General features: G+C 68.9%; 11 protein-coding genes and 1 pseudogene. 8 read left to right on the forward strand and 4 right to left on the reverse strand.

Features of this window, described 5'->3' with window-relative positions; translation table 11 throughout:
* Positions 1-75 precede the first annotated feature (75 nt).
* Together L880_RS0130750 and L880_RS35375 are read right to left on the reverse strand one after the other, a co-directional pair.
* On the reverse strand, positions 76-1,809 hold the full coding sequence (locus L880_RS0130750) for a ClcB-like voltage-gated chloride channel protein (protein WP_043331163.1): 1,734 nt from the start codon (positions 1,807-1,809) through the stop codon (positions 76-78).
* A 36-nt stretch (positions 1,810-1,845) separates the two neighbouring features.
* Positions 1,846-2,644, reverse strand: a pseudogene (locus tag L880_RS35375) (LysR family transcriptional regulator).
* Between the two features lie 61 nt (positions 2,645-2,705).
* Here L880_RS35375 and L880_RS0130760 point away from each other — a divergent pair.
* The 3 genes from L880_RS0130760 to L880_RS0130770 are packed head-to-tail and all read left to right on the forward strand — an operon-like array spanning position 2,706 to position 5,463.
* Positions 2,706-4,076: an acyclic terpene utilization AtuA family protein gene (locus tag L880_RS0130760; protein WP_043331165.1), complete on the forward strand. Its 1,371-nt coding sequence runs from the start codon at positions 2,706-2,708 to the stop codon at positions 4,074-4,076.
* Positions 4,077-4,117: 41 nt separating this feature from the next.
* Entirely contained in the window at positions 4,118-4,453 is a 336-nt protein-coding gene (locus L880_RS0130765) for an AtuA-related protein (protein WP_027478871.1), read from the forward strand.
* A 35-nt stretch (positions 4,454-4,488) separates the two neighbouring features.
* Complete coding sequence (locus L880_RS0130770; protein WP_019577210.1) at positions 4,489-5,463, forward strand: Bug family tripartite tricarboxylate transporter substrate binding protein; 975 nt, start codon at positions 4,489-4,491, stop codon at positions 5,461-5,463.
* 5 nt (positions 5,464-5,468) lie between these two features.
* Here L880_RS0130770 and L880_RS0130775 read toward each other — a convergent pair whose 3' ends face one another.
* Complete coding sequence (locus L880_RS0130775; protein WP_084461795.1) at positions 5,469-5,855, reverse strand: potassium channel family protein; 387 nt, start codon at positions 5,853-5,855, stop codon at positions 5,469-5,471.
* 157 nt (positions 5,856-6,012) lie between these two features.
* Here L880_RS0130775 and L880_RS0130780 point away from each other — a divergent pair, with 157 nt between their 5' ends.
* The 3 genes from L880_RS0130780 to L880_RS34690 all read left to right on the forward strand — a co-directional run bounded on the left by L880_RS0130780 (position 6,013) and on the right by L880_RS34690 (position 12,949).
* Positions 6,013-7,077: a serine/threonine protein kinase gene (locus tag L880_RS0130780; protein WP_027478874.1), complete on the forward strand. Its 1,065-nt coding sequence runs from the start codon at positions 6,013-6,015 to the stop codon at positions 7,075-7,077.
* Between the two features lie 144 nt (positions 7,078-7,221).
* Positions 7,222-8,388: a response regulator gene (locus L880_RS0130785; RefSeq protein ID WP_027478875.1), complete on the forward strand. Its 1,167-nt coding sequence runs from the start codon at positions 7,222-7,224 to the stop codon at positions 8,386-8,388.
* A gap of 40 nt (positions 8,389-8,428) precedes the next feature.
* Positions 8,429-12,949, forward strand: coding sequence for a response regulator (locus tag L880_RS34690; RefSeq protein WP_157463127.1), 4,521 nt, complete (start codon positions 8,429-8,431; stop codon positions 12,947-12,949).
* A gap of 12 nt (positions 12,950-12,961) precedes the next feature.
* Here the strand turns inward: L880_RS34690 and L880_RS0130795 are convergent, their stop codons facing one another.
* Positions 12,962-14,668 (reverse strand): Na+/H+ antiporter, encoded by a 1,707-nt coding sequence (locus tag L880_RS0130795; RefSeq protein WP_027478876.1) that lies wholly within the window; start codon positions 14,666-14,668, stop codon positions 12,962-12,964.
* A gap of 210 nt (positions 14,669-14,878) precedes the next feature.
* On the opposite strand from L880_RS0130795, the gene L880_RS34060 reads away from it, so the two are divergent.
* Both L880_RS34060 and L880_RS0130805 read left to right on the forward strand, forming a co-directional pair.
* Positions 14,879-16,273, forward strand: a complete 1,395-nt coding sequence (locus L880_RS34060; protein WP_043331167.1) for a putative bifunctional diguanylate cyclase/phosphodiesterase — start codon at positions 14,879-14,881, stop codon at positions 16,271-16,273.
* A 97-nt stretch (positions 16,274-16,370) separates the two neighbouring features.
* Entirely contained in the window at positions 16,371-16,907 is a 537-nt protein-coding gene (locus L880_RS0130805) for a metal-dependent hydrolase (RefSeq protein WP_027478877.1), read from the forward strand.
* Positions 16,908-17,256: the final 349 nt, after the last annotated feature.

Below are 17,256 nucleotides of genomic sequence, written 5' to 3' on the forward strand. Positions count from 1 at the left end.
CCATCCTTACAGAAATAAACAAATAACGGTGGGGGCATGATAAGTCTGCGCCTGTCGGATGACCCGCCCCAGGAATCAGGCGCTCAGCCGAGCGTAGGTTGCAAGCAACGCGCTCTTGTTGACAACACCGAGCAGCCGGGGGTCTTCCGCGGACTCGATCACCGGCAATCGCTCCCCTCGGTGCGCCATGAAGCGCTGCAGGGCCTCCGACAGGCCCATGTCGGCGGTGAGGGGTTGCAACTCTGCGCTGATCAGATCACCAGCGCGCAGCCGCTCCAGATCGGGCAGGCGCTCGGCAGGGCTGAGGCGCTTCAGAGGCACCACGCCTTGAAAGTGCTGGGCCTCGTCCACCACATACAGGTACTTCACCGGATGATGCAAAAACAGCCGGCTCATCTCGTCCAGGCCGGCCTGCAGGCCCACCACGGTCTGCGCCGGCTCGATCAGCTCGCGCACGCCCAGGGCGCGCAGGCGCTGCTGCTCGGCCTGCCACCCCTGGCGGCGGCGGGTGATGTCGTACATGGCGCCGGCATGGGCCGAGCGGGCCACAAAATAGGCGATCACACTCGCCACCATCAGGGGCAGCATCACCTGGTAGCTCAATGTCATCTCGAAGATCATCAGGATGGCCATCAGGGGCGCCTGCGTGGCCCCGGCCAGAAACGCGCCCATGCCCACCATGGCGTAGGCCAGCGGCGCCGAGGCGGCCTGCGGCCACAAAGCCTGCGCGCCCTGCCCGAACAGGGCGCCAACGATGCAGCCGAAAAAGATGGCGGGCGTGAACACCCCCCCTACGGCACCCGAACCCACCGTGCACAGGGTGGCCACCACCTTGGCCCCCAGCAGCATCAGCAGCAAGGCCCAGGGCCAGTCGGAATGCAGCACCGAATTGACCACGCTGTAGCCATTGCCCCACACCTCGGGCAGGGGCACCGAGATCAGCCCCACCACCAAGCCGCCCAGCGCCAGCCGCAGCGGCAAAGGCAACGGCAGGCGCCCGAACAGCGCACGCGACTGCCCCAGCAGGCGCAGGAACAGCGCCGCGCCCGCCCCCAGCAGCAGGCCCATCAAGGCAAACAGCAGCACCTCGCCCCCGGCCACGGCCGGGAAGGGTGGCATGGCATAGGGCGGTTGGTAACCGGGCATCTGGCGCATCACGATGTTGGCCACCACGGCGGCCACCATGATCGGCCCAAGGCTCTCCATGGCCATCGAGCCCAGCACGATCTCGGCCACGAAGAACGTGCCGGCAATCGGGGCGCTGTAGGCGGCGGTGATGCCGGCGGCCGCGCCGCAGGCCACCAGCAGCCGCAGACGCGCCACCGGAAAGCGCAAGCCCTGCCCCAGCATCGAGGCACTCAGCGCCGCCAGTTGCACCATCGAGCCCTCGCGCCCGATCGAGCCGCCGCTGGCAATGCTCAGCAACGAGGAAGCGCTGCGCAGCAGACTGGACTTCAACGGAATGCGCCCGTCACCCAGCACCGTGGCCTCCATGTAGTCGCTGTGGGCCTGCGGGTGGGTGGCGCGGCGTGCCAGCACCAGCAGCGCCCCGGCCAGCAGCCCGCCCAGCGTGGGCACCCCCACCCGCTCCCAGGCCGGCAGGCTGCGCGCCAGCGCCACCAGGCTGCCGCTCTGGCCCAGCAGGTGGTGGTCCAGGCGCAGCAGGGCCCAGCGAAACGCCTCGGTGGCCAGGGCCCCCAGCACGCCGGCCACCACGGCCCAGCCCAACATCCACTGCCATTCGGCAATGCGAAAGAAATGCTGCAGCCCCGCCCGCACGGTGAGCCAGCGAAAGGCCAGATGCTTCATGGCGTCCGACCATAGCAGAGGCCCCGCCCGGCCGAATCAGGTCGCACCCGGGTCGCCCACCGCCAGCCGCGCCAGCAACATGCCGCGCAGGGCCTGCGCCGCCACCGACAGGGCCTGCCCCTTGCGCCGCGCCAGCACCAGTGGCCGGGCCAGGGCCGGCTCGTTGAAAGGCAGCGCCACCAGGCCTGCATCGCGAAAGTGGAACAGCGTCAGCGCCGGCACCAGGCTCAGGCCCAGGCCGGCGCGCACCAGGGCCGCCAGCGTGGCCAGGTGCTCCACCTCGAGCACGCTGGTGCGCCAGCTTGGCACCGGGTTCAAGCGCTCGATCTGCTGGCGCACGCTGCTGCTGCGGGCCAGGTGGATCAGTTCTTCGCCGGCCAGGTCGTCCCAGCCGGCCCTCGCGCAGCAGCGTGGTGGCGCCCTGGGCCAGGGTGTCGTGCAGGGTGAGTTGCACCTGGGGGTGGCGCTGGCGCCACTCGGCCACCAGCCCGGGCAGCCACACAGCCGCCATCGAGGGCAAGGCCGCCACCGCCACCCGCCCGGCCTGCAGGCCGGCCAATGCCTGCAAGCGGCCCAGTGCCTGCTGCAGCTCCTGCTCCAGGCGCAGCACCTCTTGCGCCAGCAGTTCGCCCTCGGGCGTCAGACTGACCTGACGGGTGGAGCGCTCGAACAGGCGCGCGCCCACCGCCGCCTCCAGCCGGCGGATCTTCTGGCTGAAGGCGCTTTGCGACAGATGACAACGCTCGGCCGCGCGGGTGAAGTGGCGGGTCTGCACCAGGGCCCCAAAGGCCTCCAGGTCGGCCGACGACCAGCGGATCGGATTCAGTGGCTTCATGGATCAATCCATTCAATCAATCCATTTTACAAATGCACGCCCGGCCCACACACTGCAAGCCATGTCTTCTCCACCCCCTCCTTTGCTGATCGGCTGCGGCGCCGGCTTCTCGGGCGACCGCTGGGACGCCGCCGTGCCCGTGGTGCGCACCCTGATCGCGCGCGGCGGCCCCGCCGTGCTGATGTTCGAGACCCTGGCCGAACGCACGCTGGCCCTGGCCCAGCTGCAGCGGCGCCAAAACCCGGCCGCGGGCTTCGAGCCCACGCTGGAGCGCTTCATCCGCCCGGTGCTGGCCGACTGCGTGCGCCATGGCATTCCCATCGTGGGCAACTTCGGCGCGGCCAACCCGCGCGGGGCGGCGGCCTGCCTGCAGGCCTTGGCGGCCGAGCTGGGCCTGGGCGCGCTGCGCGTGGGTGTGGTCGAGGGCGATGACGTGCTGGCCCAGCTGAGCCCCGAACAGCTGGCCCAGGTGCGCGGCCCACGCACCGACGCCCCCGTCAGCGCCAATGCCTACCTGGGGGCCCAGGGCATCGCGGCCTGCCTGCGCGCCGGTGCCCAGGTGGTGGTGACCGGCCGCGTGGCCGACCCGGCCCTGGCGCTGGGCCCGCTGCTGGCGCACTTTGGCTGGGCCGACGACGACTGGGACCGGCTGGCCGCCGGCACCATCGCCGGCCACCTGCTGGAGTGCGGCGCCCAGGTGTGCGGCGGCTACTTTGCCGACCCGGGCCTGAAAGACGTGCCCGACCTGGCCCATGTGGGCTTTCCGGTGCTGGAGGTGCAGGCCGATGGCCGTTTCGTGGTGGGCAAGGCCGAGGCCACCGGCGGCTGCGTGGACGAGCGCACCGTCAAGGAGCAGTTGCTGTACGAGATCCACGACCCCGCCGCCTACCTCACGCCCGACGTGGTGGCCGATCTCAGCGAGGTCACGCTGCAGCCCCTGGGCCCCGACCGGGTGCAGGTGAGCGGTGTGCGCGGCCACGCCCGGCCTGACACCCTCAAGACCACCGCCTGCTTTGAAGGCGGCTGGCTGGCCGAGGGCGAGATCTCCTACGCCGGCCCCAATGCCGTGGCCCGCGCCCGGCTGGCCGCCCAGGTGGTGCGCAGCCGCCTGGCCGAGCTGGCCCCGGGCCTGCAGCCGGTGCGCTGCGACCTGATCGGCGTGGCCAGCCTGTTTGCCGACGACGCCGGCACCTGGGCCGCCGGCCAGGACGGGCTGGAACCCGCCGGCCTGATGCAGGACGTACGACTGCGCGTGGCCGCCCGCGCCACCCAGCGCAGCGAGGCCGAACTGCTGACCCGCGAGGTGCTGGCCCTGTACACCTGCGGCCCGGCCGGCGGCGGCGGCGTGCGCAGCGCCATCACGCCACGCCTGGCCAGCGAGTCGTGGTTCGTGCCCCGGGCCTGGATCAAGGAACACTGGAGCCTGCTGTGACACAATCCGCCCCCATCGCGACCACCCCAGCCCCCCACGCCATGACACCCGACACCGCCACCGTGCCCCTGGCCCGACTGGCCCACGGGCGCACCGGCGACAAGGGCAACACCTCCAGCATCAGCGTGATCGCCTACCAGGCGCAGCACTGGCCCCTGCTGGTGGAGCAGGTGACCGAGGCCCGCGTGGCCGCGCTGTTCGCCAGCCGCCGGCCCACGCGGGTGACGAGGTACCTGCTGCCCAAACTGCAGGCCATGAACTTCGTGCTGCATGACATTCTGGAAGGCGGCGTGAACGACGCCCTGAACCTGGACGCCCACGGCAAAAGCCTGTCGGGCCTGCTGCTGACCCTGGCAGTGCAGGCCCCCAGGGCCTGAGCCACCGCCCCCCAACAAAGACAAGGAGACTTTGCATGAACACACCTCGCCGCACCCTGCTGCACACCACACTGGCCGCCGCTGTCGCCGTCCTGGCCGGCCCCGTGCTGGCCCAGAGCTTCCCCGACAAGGCCATCACCTTCGTGGTGCCCTTCACCGCCGGCAGCGCCACCGACCAGCTGGCCCGTGCCCTGGCCAATGCCATCACCGCCGACACCAAGACACCGGTGGTGGTGGACAACCGCCCTGGCGCCAATGCCTTCATCGGCGCCCAGCTGGTGGCCAAGGCCAAGCCCGACGGCTACACCGTGCTGATCGCCACCAACACCACCCACGCGGCCAACGAGCACCTGTACAAGAAGCTGCCCTACGACCCGGTGAAAGACTTCGAACCCATCACCGCCCTGGGCCGTGGCGGCCAGTTGATGGTGGTGCGCCCCGACTACCCGGCGCGCAGCGTGGGCGAGTTCATCAAACTGGCCAAGGCCCAGCCCGGCAAGCTGTCGTTCGGCGCGGGCAGCTCGTCGAGCCGCATCGCGGGCGAGATGTTCAAGCAGCTCACCGGCACCTACATCCTGGCCATCCCGTACCGCAGCAACCCGCCGGCCGTGACCGACCTGCTGGGCGGCCAGATCGACGTGATGTTCACCGACATGGCCACCGGCCTGCCGCAGGTGAAAGCCGGCAAGCTGCGCGCCCTGGGCGTGACCCCGCGCCAGCGCAGCGCCCTGGCCCCCGAGGTGCCCACCATCGAAGAAGCCGGCGTGAAGGGCTACGAAGCCACCTACTGGTTTGCCGCCTACGCCCCGGCCGGCACCCCCGCCCCGGTGGTGGCCAAGCTCAATGAACTGCTGCACAAGGCCGCCCACAGCAGCGCCCAGGCCGCCTTCTACCAGCCCACCGGCACCGAGACCTACCTGAACACGCCCGAGGAGCAGCGCAAGTTCCAGGCGGTCGAATCGCAGAAGTGGGGCCGCATCATCAAGGCGGCGGGCATCGAGCCCGAGTGAGTTGATCAGCCCGGGTCAGCGGCCTGGCCCGGCGCCCGAACCTCCTGGCGCAGCGCCTTCAGCTCGGCCTGCATCGCATGCAGGTCGGCGCGCAGGTGGCGGATCTCCTTGAGCACCGCGTCGTCCATCTCGCGCTCGTCCACCTCGACCAGCATGGCCGCCACCGAGGCCGTGACCAGCGACAACACCGCCAAGCCCAACAACACCACGGCCACGGCAAAGGCCTTGGACCAATGCGTGGTGGGCACGATGTCGCCATAGCCCACCGTGGCCGCGGTGGTGAAGGCCAGCCACAGGCCGTCCCAGAAGGTGTGCACCCCGGGCTCGACGATCCAGAAGCCCAAGCCCCCCAGGGTCATCATCAAAAAAGCCAGCAGCAGTGAGTACAGCAAGCCCCTGCGACTGATGAAACGAACGTGACGGCGCCTGCGTGTGACCATGCCGGCATTGTGTGCGCCAAGGCGAGGCATGCGCCTTGACCCTCGTCAAGCCGACGGACTCCATTCGCCATCGGGCCGCACAGGCCGCAGGGCGGAGGACAATGGCGCCATGCCTGAAGACTCCATGCCCCGCAGCCCCGCCGCCGACCACGCCCTGCACCCCTACGCCCGACTGATGCCCGACACCGTGCTGGATGCCCTGGCCGGCATCGGCCTGTATGGCGACGGCCGCCTGATGGCCCTGTCCTCGTACGAGAACCGCGTCTACCAGGTGCAGCTCGAAGACCCGGTGCAGGGCCACCGCGTGGTGGTGGTGAAGTTCTACCGCCCGGGCCGCTGGAGCGAGGCCCAGATCCTCGAAGAACACGCCTTCTCGGCCGACCTGCAGGCCGCCGAGGTGCCCGCCGTGGGCCCGCTGACACTGCAGGGCCGCACCCTGCACCAGCACGAGGGCTTTGCGTTTTCGGTCTCGCCCCGGCGCGGTGGCCGCCAGCCCGAGCTGGACGATGGCGAGGTGCTGGAGTGGACCGGCCGCTTTCTGGCCCGGCTGCACCAGGTGGGCGCCCAGCGCCCCTTCCAGGTTCGGCCGGCGCTGAACCTGCACACCTTCGGCCGTGCCGCGGTGGACGGCCTGCTGCAGGGCCGGGTGCTGCCGGCCGATGCCGAAGGCCCCTGGCGCCAGGCCTGCGAGCAGGTGCTGGCGCGCATCGCGGCCCACCCCCTGGTGCTGCCGGACGGGCGCTTCGACGGCCAGCAGATCGAGCTGATCCGCCTGCACGGCGACTGCCACCCGGGCAACATCCTCTGGACCCCCACCGAGGTGGAAGGCGGTGGCCCTCACTTTGTGGACCTGGACGACGCCCGCACCGGCCCGGCCGTGCAAGACCTGTGGATGCTGCTGTCGGGCGAGCGGGCGCAGCAGAACCGCCAACTCGGCAGCCTGATCGACGGCTACGAACAGGTGTGCGAATTCGACCGCCGCCAACTCAGCCTGATCGAGCCCCTGCGCACCCTGCGCCTGATCCACTACAGCGCCTGGCTGGCCAGCCGCTGGGACGACCCGACCTTTCCGATCAACTTCCCGTGGTTCGGCAGCAGCGACTACTGGCATGGCCAGACCCACCTGCTGCACGACCAGCTCGAAGCCCTGGATGCCGACCCCCTGGTGGCCTGAATCGGATAACGAACAAGACTTGACTCACATCAATCGACCACACGGAATCCAGCGAAGAATGGTCATAAATGAGCGACGGTCGGTCTGACGGGTTTCCCAGATCAGAACCGGCTCTGCACGCCCCACGCACCCAGACAAGCTGCCATGGACCCTACCCTGCCCCCGCCCGAACACGACACGCGCAACACCATCCTGGTGGTGGACGACACCAGCGCCAACCTGGCCGTGATGGGCGAGTTGCTGAGTCCCCTGTACCGCGTGCGCGTGGCCAACTCGGGCCAACGGGCCCTGGCGGCGGTGCACACCCAGCCCCGCCCCGACCTGATCCTGCTGGACATCATGATGCCGGGGCTGGACGGCTACAGCGTGCTGGAGCGCCTGCAGGCCGACCCGGCCACGCGCGACATCCCGGTGATCTTCGTCACCGCCATGTCGGGCGATGACGACGAAGAGCGCGGCCTGAGCCAGGGCGCCGTCGACTACGTGGCCAAGCCGATCCGCGCCGCCATCCTGCTGGCGCGGGTGCGCACCCACCTCGAACTCAAGCAGGCGCGCGACAGCCTGCGCCGGCAAAACGAGAACCTGGAACACCAGGTGCAGCAGCGCACCGAGGAAAACGAACTGATCAAGGACGTGAGCCTGAACGCCCTGGCCCTGCTGGCCGAAAAGCGCGACAACGAAACCGGCAACCACCTGCACCGCACCCAGGCCTATGTCGAGTTGCTGATCGAGCACCTGCGCGAGCACCCGCGCTTTGCCCAGGCCCTGCGCCCACCCTACGACAGCCTGATCGCCAAGGCCGCGCCGCTGCACGACATCGGCAAGGTGGGCATCGCCGACCAGATCCTGCTCAAGCCCGGGCGGCTGACGCCTGAAGAGTTCGAGGTGATGAAGACGCACAGCCAGATCGGGGCCGATGCGCTGCAAGAGGCCATCCTGCGCGTGCAGGCCGGCCATGGCCAGGTCTCGCGCGGCCCCGGCCCGGCGCTGGAGTTTCTGCAGATCGCCCAGCAGATCGCCCTGAGCCACCACGAGAAATGGGACGGCAGCGGCTACCCCAGGGGCCTGGCGGGCGAGGACATCCCGGTGGCGGCACGCCTGATGGCCCTGGCCGATGTGTTCGATGCCCTGACCTGCAAGCGCCACTACAAAGAGCCCTTCCCCATCGACCGGGTGGTCCAGATCATCACCGACGGCCGTGGCCAGCACTTCGACCCCGAGGTGGTGGACGCCTTCCTGGCCTTGCTGCCCCGCTTTGTCGAGGTGGCCATGCGCTACGCCGACATCCCCCCACGACACGCGCTGGGCTGAAGCGCCTTCGAGGCCCCACCACAACGACAAGCCCTCCACCATGGCACCCACTCCCGCCTTGCTGCTGCTGAAAAAGCGGGCCAGCCTGTTGCTGCTGTTCTTCGTGCCCATGGTGCTGGCCGCCTGTGTGGCCGTGGCCGTCAACCTGATGGCCCTGCAACGCCTGGTCGAACAGCAGGACCGGCGCCAGGCCGAGGTGCTGGCCGTGACCACGGCCATGACCCACAGCACCCTGCTGGGCCACCAGATGCTGGGCCTGCACCAACGCCTGAGCCAACTGCTCAATCTGGCCCAGGAAGGCCGGTTGACGGTGGACCAGGCCCGGCAGGCCAACACACGGCTGATCGACGAACTGGCCGGGCAAGACCGGCAGCGCGACCAGATGACCCAGGCCCTGGCCATCCTGGGCAATGGCCTGAGCCCGCTCACGGCAGAAACCCTGGAGGCCTACGAGCAGTACCGCGCCTACATGATGATGGCCACCGAACTGCTGTCGGCCTCGCCGCGCCTGGGCCAAGTCCGCGCCGCCGAAGCCCTGGAGCACTACCTGCACTACGTGGGGCACGCCACGCAGCTGACCGGTCAGTTGACCGAAGAGACCGAAAGCCGCCTGGCCGCCATGGCCGGCCAGCGTCACGACTTTGTCTACACCGCCGCCAGCCTCGCCGCCGTCAGCCTGCTGCTGATGTGCCTGCTGTGGCTGCTGATCTCTTGGTGGCTGACGCGCCCGCTCGACCTGCTGGCCGGTGCCCTGGGCCAGCTCAGCCAGGCGGCCCGCTCGGCCCCCTCGCCCGCTGGCGAGGCGGCCATGCCGCTGGACCTGGGCACCCTGTCGCAGGTCGAGGACCTGACCCGCACCCGCAACAGCACGGTGCGCGACCTGGCCCAGGCCGTGGTCAACTTTGTGCGCACCCTGGAGGCGCGCCAGCAGACCCAGCTGGCGCTGGACGCCGAACGCCACCGCCTGAAGAGCCTGGTGCGCGGCATGCCCGACCTGGTCTGGATGAAAAATGCCGAAGGTCTGTACCTGCTGTGCAACCGGCGCTTCGAAGATTTCGTCGGCCACACCGAGACCCAACTGCTGGGCAAGACCGACTACGACCTGGTGACGCGTGACATGGCCGACCTGTTCCGCCAGAACGACCTGCAGGCCGTGCTGGCAGGCCACCCCGTGAGCAACGAGGAATGGTTGACCTTTGCCAGCGACCAGCACCGCGAGCTGGTTCAGACCGTCAAGACCCCTTTGTACGACCAGGACGGCGCCTTGCTCGGCGTGCTGGGGGTGGCGCGCGACATCACCGCCGCGCGCGCAGCCGAACATGCCCTGCGCGACAGCGAAGCCAACCTGCGCCGCACCCAGCAGCTGGCACGCATCGGCAGCTGGACACTGCACATGCGTGACGGCAGCCTGCGCTGGTCCGACGAGACCTACGAGCTGTTCTGGGTGGAAAAAGGGACGCCCATCACCCTGGCCGGTTTCATGGAGATGGTGCACCCGGACGACCGCGAATCCGTGCGCCAGGCCTGGCGTGCCGCCCTCAAGGGCAAGCGCTACGACATCGAGCACCGGGTGGTGATGCAGGGCGTCACGCGCTGGATCCGCGAACGCGCCGAGATGAACCGCGACGAGTCCGGTCGTGTGATCTGGGCCGACGGCATGGCCCAGGACATGACCGTGGTGCGCCAGGCCGGCGAAGCCCTGCGCCAGCGCGAGCAGATGTACGCCGCCGTGATGAGCCAGTCGGACAACGGCATCGTGCTGATCGAACTGGAGACCCTGGCCTTTGTGGAGTTCAACGAAGCCGCCTGCGCCATGCTGGGCTACACGCGCGAGGAGTTCGGCCACCTGTCGATCTACGATGTGACGCCCCCGCAAGGGCGCGAGCAACTGCAGCAGCGCATCCACACCGTGCAGGCCGAAGGCGGCGCACACGACGAAGTGCAGCGCCGCCGCAAGGACGGCAGCCTGCTCGACCTGGCCATCAGCTCGCGCATCATCGAGATCCAGGGCCGGCGTTACATCTCGGCCATCTGGACCGACATCACCCGGCAAAAGGAGGACCAGCGCGCGCTGCTGCGCTTCCAGAACCAGCTGCAGGACATGGTGGCCGAGCGCACCGCCGAGCTGGCCGCTGCCAAGGAGGCCGCCGAAGCCGCCAACCAGACCAAGAGCGCCTTTCTGGCCAACATGAGCCACGAGATCCGCACCCCGATGAACGCCATCATCGGCATCACCCACCTGATCCAGCGCGACCACGTCACCCCGCACCAGCGCAGCCAGCTCGACAAGGTGAACGATGCGGCGCACCACCTGCTGGGCATCATCAACGACATCCTGGACTTCTCGAAGATCGAAGCCGGCCGCATGTCGCTGGACCCGACCGACTTCGAGGTGGAGCACGTGATCCGCAACGTGTGCAATCTGCTGGGCGACCGCGCCGACGCCAAGGGCCTGGAGCTGGTGACCGACATCGCCACCCTGCCCCCCCAGTTGCATGGCGACGGTCTGCGCCTGGGCCAGGTGCTGCTGAACTTCACCAGCAATGCGATCAAGTTCACCCACCGCGGCAGCGTGGTGCTGCGCGGCCGGGTTTCGCGCCAGGAGGGCCACCGACTGTGGGTTCGCTTCGAGGTGCGCGACACGGGCATCGGGCTCAGCCCCGAACAGTTGCAGCGACTGTTCCAGCCCTTTGCCCAGGCCGATGTCTCGACCACCCGGCGCTTTGGCGGCACCGGGCTGGGCCTGGTGATCTCGCGCCGCCTGGCCGACATGATGGGGGGCGAGGTGGGCGTGGAAAGCACCCTGGGCCAAGGCAGCACCTTCTGGATCGAGGCGCCTTTCGAGCAGGCGCAGCACAGCAGCCAGCGCTCGGCGCTGCCCGCGATGGCCCCAGGCACCCGCATGCTGGTGGTGGACGACCAGGCCGATGCGCGCGAGTCGATGACCGACATCCTGACCGGCCTGGGCGCACGCGCCGACGCCGTGGCCTCGGGCGAACAGGCCCTGGAGCGCGTGCAGCAGGCCGACCACCTGGGCGACCCCTACCGTGTGCTGCTGATCGACTGGGCCATGCCCGGGCTCGATGGTCTGGCCACCGGCGACCGCCTGCAGCGCCTGCCCCTGACGGCCCGGCCGCACCAGTTGCTGATGAGCGCCGTGCGCGAAGTCGCCCCCAGCACCCTGAATGACCACGGCTACACCGCCTTTGTGAGCAAGCCGGTGATTCCCTCGGTGCTGGCCCATGCCCTGAGCCAGGCCCTGGGCACCGCCCCCCTGCCCGACCGCAGCCACAGACTGGCCATGAGCGAGGTCGAACAGGCCCTGGCGCAGCACCACCAGTCCCGCGTGCTGCTGGCCGAAGACAACGCGCTCAACCAGGAGGTGGCGCTGGACTTGCTGACCCATGCCGGGCTGAAGGCGGATCTGGCCCAGGACGGCCAGGAGGCGCTGGAGCTGGCCAGAGAAAACCCTTACGACCTGATCCTGATGGATCTGCAAATGCCTCGCCTGGACGGCCTGCAAGCCACCCGCGCGATCCGCCAACTGCCCGGGCACGCCGACACCCCCATCCTGGCCATGACGGCCAACGCCTACGAGGAAGACCGCCAGGCCTGCCTGGCCGCCGGCATGAACGACCACATCCCCAAGCCGGTCGACCCCGAGGTGCTGTACCGCACCCTGCTGCAATGGCTCCCCCCCTTGGCCGCAGGCGATGCCACAGCCACAGCCACAGCCACAGCCCAGGCCCGCACCGCCCGCCACGACACCCTGGCCGCGGCCCCCCTGTCCGGTGACACGCCACGGCTGGGGCAGAGCGAGGCGGTGACCGGCAATCTGCCCACCAATTTGTCCACCGATCTTCCAGCGGCTCTGCGGGCCGTGCCCGGCCTGGCCCTGGGCCCGGCCCTGCGCAATGTGCTGGGCCGGCCGCAGCGGCTGATGACCCTGCTGCACCGCTTCGGCCTGGAGCACGGGGCCGATGCCCAGGCCCTGCAGACCCTGCTGAGCCAAGGCGACACCGAGGGCGCCCGCCGCATGGCCCACACCCTCAAAGGCCTGGCAGGCACCCTGGGCCTGAGCGCGGTGCAGAACCTGGCGGCCGCCCTGGAGCGCGAGCTCAAGAACCGCCTCGCAGCGCCCGAGGGCCACTCAAACACCGACCCAAACACCGACTCAAGCGCCGACTCCAACACCGAAGCACCGGCCCCGACGCCAGCCATTGCACTGCCGGAGCTGGACGAGCTGAGCGCACAGATGAGCCGCCTGCTGCCCTGGTTGCAGGCACTGGCTCAGGCCACCGAGGGCCAGCCCACGGCACCGGCCGCGCCCGCCCGGCCCCCGGCGGCCCTGGCCGGCGCTGTGCACGACTTGCGGCAGCTGCTGAGCACCGACGATGTGCGCGCCACCAGCGCCTTTGCCGCGCTCGAGCACGATCTGCATGCCGTCCACCCGGTGGCCACCGAGCAGATCAGCCAGCAACTGGCCGACTACGCGCTGGACCAGGCCCTGATCACGCTCGACACGCTGCTGGCCGAGGTGCCTGCCCTGCGCCAGGCGTGACCCAAGCCGCCCTCAATGGATGGCGCCGCGCAGCACCAGCTCGACCATGTCGATCTCGCGCATCAGCACCCGGTAAGTCTCGTCGTTGATCTGATGCCGCTCGCGCAGGCCGGCCAACTCTTCGCGCTCCACCTGCAGCGCCATCAGGCGCAGGCGCTTTTCGAGGGCCAGCACCCCTTGCGACACCAGGCGCGACTCTTCATCGCCCACGGCCTCATTGAGGCGGTGGTGGTACAGGTGCCGCACGCGCTGGCGAACATCGTCGGCGGCCTCGCGGGCGGGGCCTTGGGCCGCCTCCGCCACGGCGTCCACCTCGGCCTCGACCTCGGGTGAATGCAGGGCCTGCAGGGCCGCACGCGAGGCGCGCTTGCGCGCCCAGCGCAGCTCGCGGCTGCGCCGCCGGCTGCCCGGCCCGCTGGTCGTGCCCAGGCGCTGCAGCAACCAGGGCAGCCCGATGCTGCCCCCCAGCAAAGACACCACGATGATCATCGTTGCCTGAAAAATCAGCAGCTCACGTGCCGGAAACGGCGTGCCGTCGTTGAGCATGGCCGGCAAGCCCAGCACCGCCGCCAGCGTGATACCGCCCCGGATGCCGCCCAGCGAGGCCACGCCCACCCAGCTCAAGGGAACCGGCCGCACCGTGCCGCGGCGCCAGCGCCTGGGCAACCAGGCCGGCAGGGCCGCGCCCACCGCCAGGCTCACAAAGCGCACCGCCAACAGGGCCAGGGCAATGCCCGCCGTGCTCAGCAACAAGGGGCCCAGCGCATGCCCGTGGTGCACCCGGGCGCCCGCCTCTTTCAGGTCTTGCAGCGGCTCTTGCAGGTTCTGCAGCAGCTCGGGCAATTGCTGGCCCAGCAACACGAACACCAGGCCGGTGAAGGCAAAGCGGATCACCTCCCAGGTGCCCTGGGCCTGCACATGGAAGGCATTGAAGCGCGTGCTGCGCACATCGAACTGGCTGGCCGCCATGCCCGCCGCCACCGCGGCCAGCACACCCGACAGGCCGAAGTGCTCGGCCAGCAGGTAGGGCCCGAAAGGCATCAGCAAAATCACCAGCACCGGCGGTGCCGCCTCAGCCCCTTCGCGCCAGAACAGAAAACGGTCGTGCAGCGCCGCAAACACCCGCGCAAACACCAGGCCCACCAGCACCCCACCGCCCGACATCCACACCATGTCGAGCAAGGCCCGGCCCAGCGAGAACTGCTGGGTGAGCGTGGCCGCCACCGCAAACTTGACCGCCACCAGGGCCGAGGCGTCGTTCATCAGCGACTCGCCCTCGAGAATCGTCTGCAGCCGCGGCGGCATGGGCAGCCGGTGCGCCACCGCCGACACCGCCAGCGCATCGGTGGGCGACAGCACGGCCGCCAGCACAAAGGCCACCGACAAGGGCATGGCCGGCAACAGCCAGTGAATCACGTGCCCCACGCCCAGCACCGTGACCAGCACCAGGCCCACCGCCAGCAGCAGAATCGGCCACATGTTGGCGCCGAACTCGCGCTTGGGCATCTGCCAGCCATCGGCAAACAACATCGGGGGCACCAGCAGCAGCATGAAAGTGGCCGGATCCAGCTCGACCCGCAGGCCCGAGGCCGGCCAGGCGACCAACGCCCCCATCAACAACTGCAACAGCGGCTGCGGCACCCGCGGCCAGAAGCGCGCCATCACACCCGAACAGGCCACCAGCAACAACAAGGCCAAAAGAGAAAGAACACTCTGCATCAACAACCCAGACAAAGCACCCACGGCCGGCGACCGAAGGCCCCGACTTTAGACGCCCGGGGCGCCCCCAGGACGTGAAGCCCAGGCAAAGCGGGGTCAAAAATGTTAACAGGCGACCCTCAGTGCAAGCCCTTTCACCCCTTTGCCAGCACCACTGAACAAGACAAAACCCGCCGCCTGCTGCCAGAATGGCCATGGGAGGTTTTGCACATGGTGTCGAACACCGCCGTTCGTCTCATCCGCCAGTTGCGCCGTCTGTGGGTGGCTCCCGAGCTGGGGCTGCTGTACCACCGGCGCGAGCGGCGCGTGCGCCTGCTGACCAGCGCCATGATGATGTTCATGGGCCTGGTGTGGGGCCTGTTCTTTGCCTCCAAGGGCCTGTGGCTGGTGGTGGCCATGGATGGTGCGCTGTTCACCTTCGGCCTGATCAGCCTGGCCCTGACCGGCCTGAACCGGCGCCAGGCGGCCAACCTGGTCATCTTTGGCAGCCTGCTGGTGATCGTCATCGGCAACGCCGTGCTGCTGGACCCGCCCAACGCCATGGCGCCCCGTTCCACCCACCTGTACCTGCTGGCCCTGGGGGTGGCCGCCCTGGTGGCGTTCCGCGATGACGACCCGCGCCTGCGCTACGGCGTGGCGCTGAGCTGCCTGGGCGCCTTTGTGGTGCTGGCCGCCACCACCGCCAACTTTGTGCCCGGCTACGCCCTGCCCGACGACATCCGCATCCCCGGCACCTGGCTGCAGACCCTGGCCGCCACCACCATGCTGATCCTGCTGGTGCACGTGCTGCTGACCGACGCCACCGAACGTTCCGAACTTGAGGCCGAACTGGTGCAGGCCCTGGTGCTGCACCAGTTCGAACTGCACTACCAGCCCCAGGTGGACGCCCAGGGCCAGGTGCTGGGCGCCGAAGCCCTGCTGCGCTGGCAGCACCCCACGCGCGGCCTGATCATGCCCGGCCAGTTCATCGACCTGGCCGAACAGAGCGGCCTCATCGTGCCCATGGGCCAATGGGTGCTGGAAACCGCCTGCGCCCAGCTGCAGGCCTGGTCGCAACACCCTGTGCGCGCCCACTGGTGCCTGGCGGTGAACATCAGCCAACGCCAGTTCCGCCAGCCCGACTTTGTGCCCCAGTTGCTCGAACTGCTGCAGCGCCACAGCTTCAGCGCCAGCCGGCTGGAGCTGGAGCTGACCGAGACCATGCTGGTCGAAGACATGGACGACATCAAGCTCAAGATGCTCACCCTGGCCGCCTGCGGCGTCACCTTCTCGCTGGACGACTTCGGCACCGGCTACTCCTCCCTGAGCTACCTGAAACGCCTGCCCCTGAACAAGCTCAAGATCGACCAATCCTTTGTGGCCGACGTGCTCACCGAACCCAACAGCGCCGCCATCGTGCGCATGGTGCTGGCCCTGGGCAGCAGCATGAACCTGCAGGTGATCGCCGAAGGCGTCGAAACCCAGGAACAGCGCACCTTCTTGCTGGACAACGGCTGCCAGCAGTTTCAGGGGTATCTGTTCAGCCGGCCTGTGCCGGTGGAGGAGGTGGAGGCCTGGGGGTGGGAGGATTCGGGGCGGCTGGGGCCGTCAGGCGGTCGGGTCTAGGCCGGCTACGGTGGTGTGGGGCGATGCGGCACATGGATACGATTCGTTGGACTCGGCATTTCGCCGCTACGATCCCCCAAATCAGCCCGACACGCCAATGCCGACCATCATCACCCATGCCGTGGTACCCATCGCCATGGCCTTGGCTCTCGGAAAAAAGCGAATAGAGCCCAGGCTGCTCGCCCTGGGCGTCGTCGCATCCATGCTGCCCGATGCAGATGTTCTGGCGTTTCGTCTGCACATCGCATATGCCCATGAGCTCGGGCACCGAGGCGCCAGCCACTCCTTGTTCTTTGCCTTTTTGCTCGGGGTTCTCGGTGCGGTGTTCGCTGCGCGACTGGGGCTGTCACGACTCAAGACCTTGGCCTTCGTCGCCCTCTGCGCTGCATCGCACGGTCTGTTGGACATGCTCACGAATGGCGGCTTGGGCGTCGCTCTCTGGTGGCCGTGGTCGAACGAGCGCCATTTCTTTCCCTGCCCCGTCATGGAGGTGTCACCGCTCAGTTTGAGACGTGTATTCAGCCCCGCCGGATTGAGCGTCTTTCGATCAGAGCTGATCTGGGTCTGGGTGCCCGCGTTGGGTCTTGCCGTTCTGGTCCGCCAGCTAGGGCGCAAAGCCGGCCCAGCCTATTGAGCAGTGGGTGGCCCTGAACAACACGCCTTGCGGCCGCGCCCGTGGGCTGACGGGGCGAGCAGTGCAGCCCAGGAATGGGTAGGGTTTGCAAGCCGGCCAGACTCTGGTCAACGGCATGCCCATCCAACCATGGGAGCGAACACATGACCATCGACGGGGCACTGCAACCGTTCAAGACTGATTGCCTCCTGCCCGGTTCATCCCCACGCCCGTGGGGAATACGCACACGACATCGGCAAGATCGAGGCGTACATCGGGTCATCCCCACGCCCGTGGGGAACACAGGGCCGACACCTGGCCGGTGGTGACCAGTGCCGGTTCATCCCCACGCCCGTGGGGAACACGATCT

The organism is Curvibacter gracilis ATCC BAA-807 (genome assembly GCF_000518645.1).
Lineage (GTDB): Bacteria > Pseudomonadota > Gammaproteobacteria > Burkholderiales > Burkholderiaceae_C > Curvibacter > Curvibacter gracilis.

What these genes read in the sequence shown, in the direction of transcription:
- L880_RS0130750 (WP_043331163.1), bottom strand. Translation starts at nt 1,809, where the DNA reads ATGAAGCATCTGGCCTTTCGCTGGCTCACCGTGCGGGCGGGGCTGCAG.
- L880_RS0130760 (WP_043331165.1), top strand. Translation starts at nt 2,706, where the DNA reads ATGTCTTCTCCACCCCCTCCTTTGCTGATCGGCTGCGGCGCCGGCTTC.
- L880_RS0130765 (WP_027478871.1), top strand. Translation starts at nt 4,118, where the DNA reads ATGACACCCGACACCGCCACCGTGCCCCTGGCCCGACTGGCCCACGGG.
- L880_RS0130770 (WP_019577210.1), top strand. Translation starts at nt 4,489, where the DNA reads ATGAACACACCTCGCCGCACCCTGCTGCACACCACACTGGCCGCCGCT.
- L880_RS0130780 (WP_027478874.1), top strand. Translation starts at nt 6,013, where the DNA reads ATGCCTGAAGACTCCATGCCCCGCAGCCCCGCCGCCGACCACGCCCTG.
- L880_RS0130785 (WP_027478875.1), top strand. Translation starts at nt 7,222, where the DNA reads ATGGACCCTACCCTGCCCCCGCCCGAACACGACACGCGCAACACCATC.
- L880_RS34690 (WP_157463127.1), top strand. Translation starts at nt 8,429, where the DNA reads ATGGCACCCACTCCCGCCTTGCTGCTGCTGAAAAAGCGGGCCAGCCTG.
- L880_RS0130795 (WP_027478876.1), bottom strand. Translation starts at nt 14,668, where the DNA reads ATGCAGAGTGTTCTTTCTCTTTTGGCCTTGTTGTTGCTGGTGGCCTGT.
- L880_RS34060 (WP_043331167.1), top strand. Translation starts at nt 14,879, where the DNA reads ATGGTGTCGAACACCGCCGTTCGTCTCATCCGCCAGTTGCGCCGTCTG.
- L880_RS0130805 (WP_027478877.1), top strand. Translation starts at nt 16,371, where the DNA reads ATGCCGACCATCATCACCCATGCCGTGGTACCCATCGCCATGGCCTTG.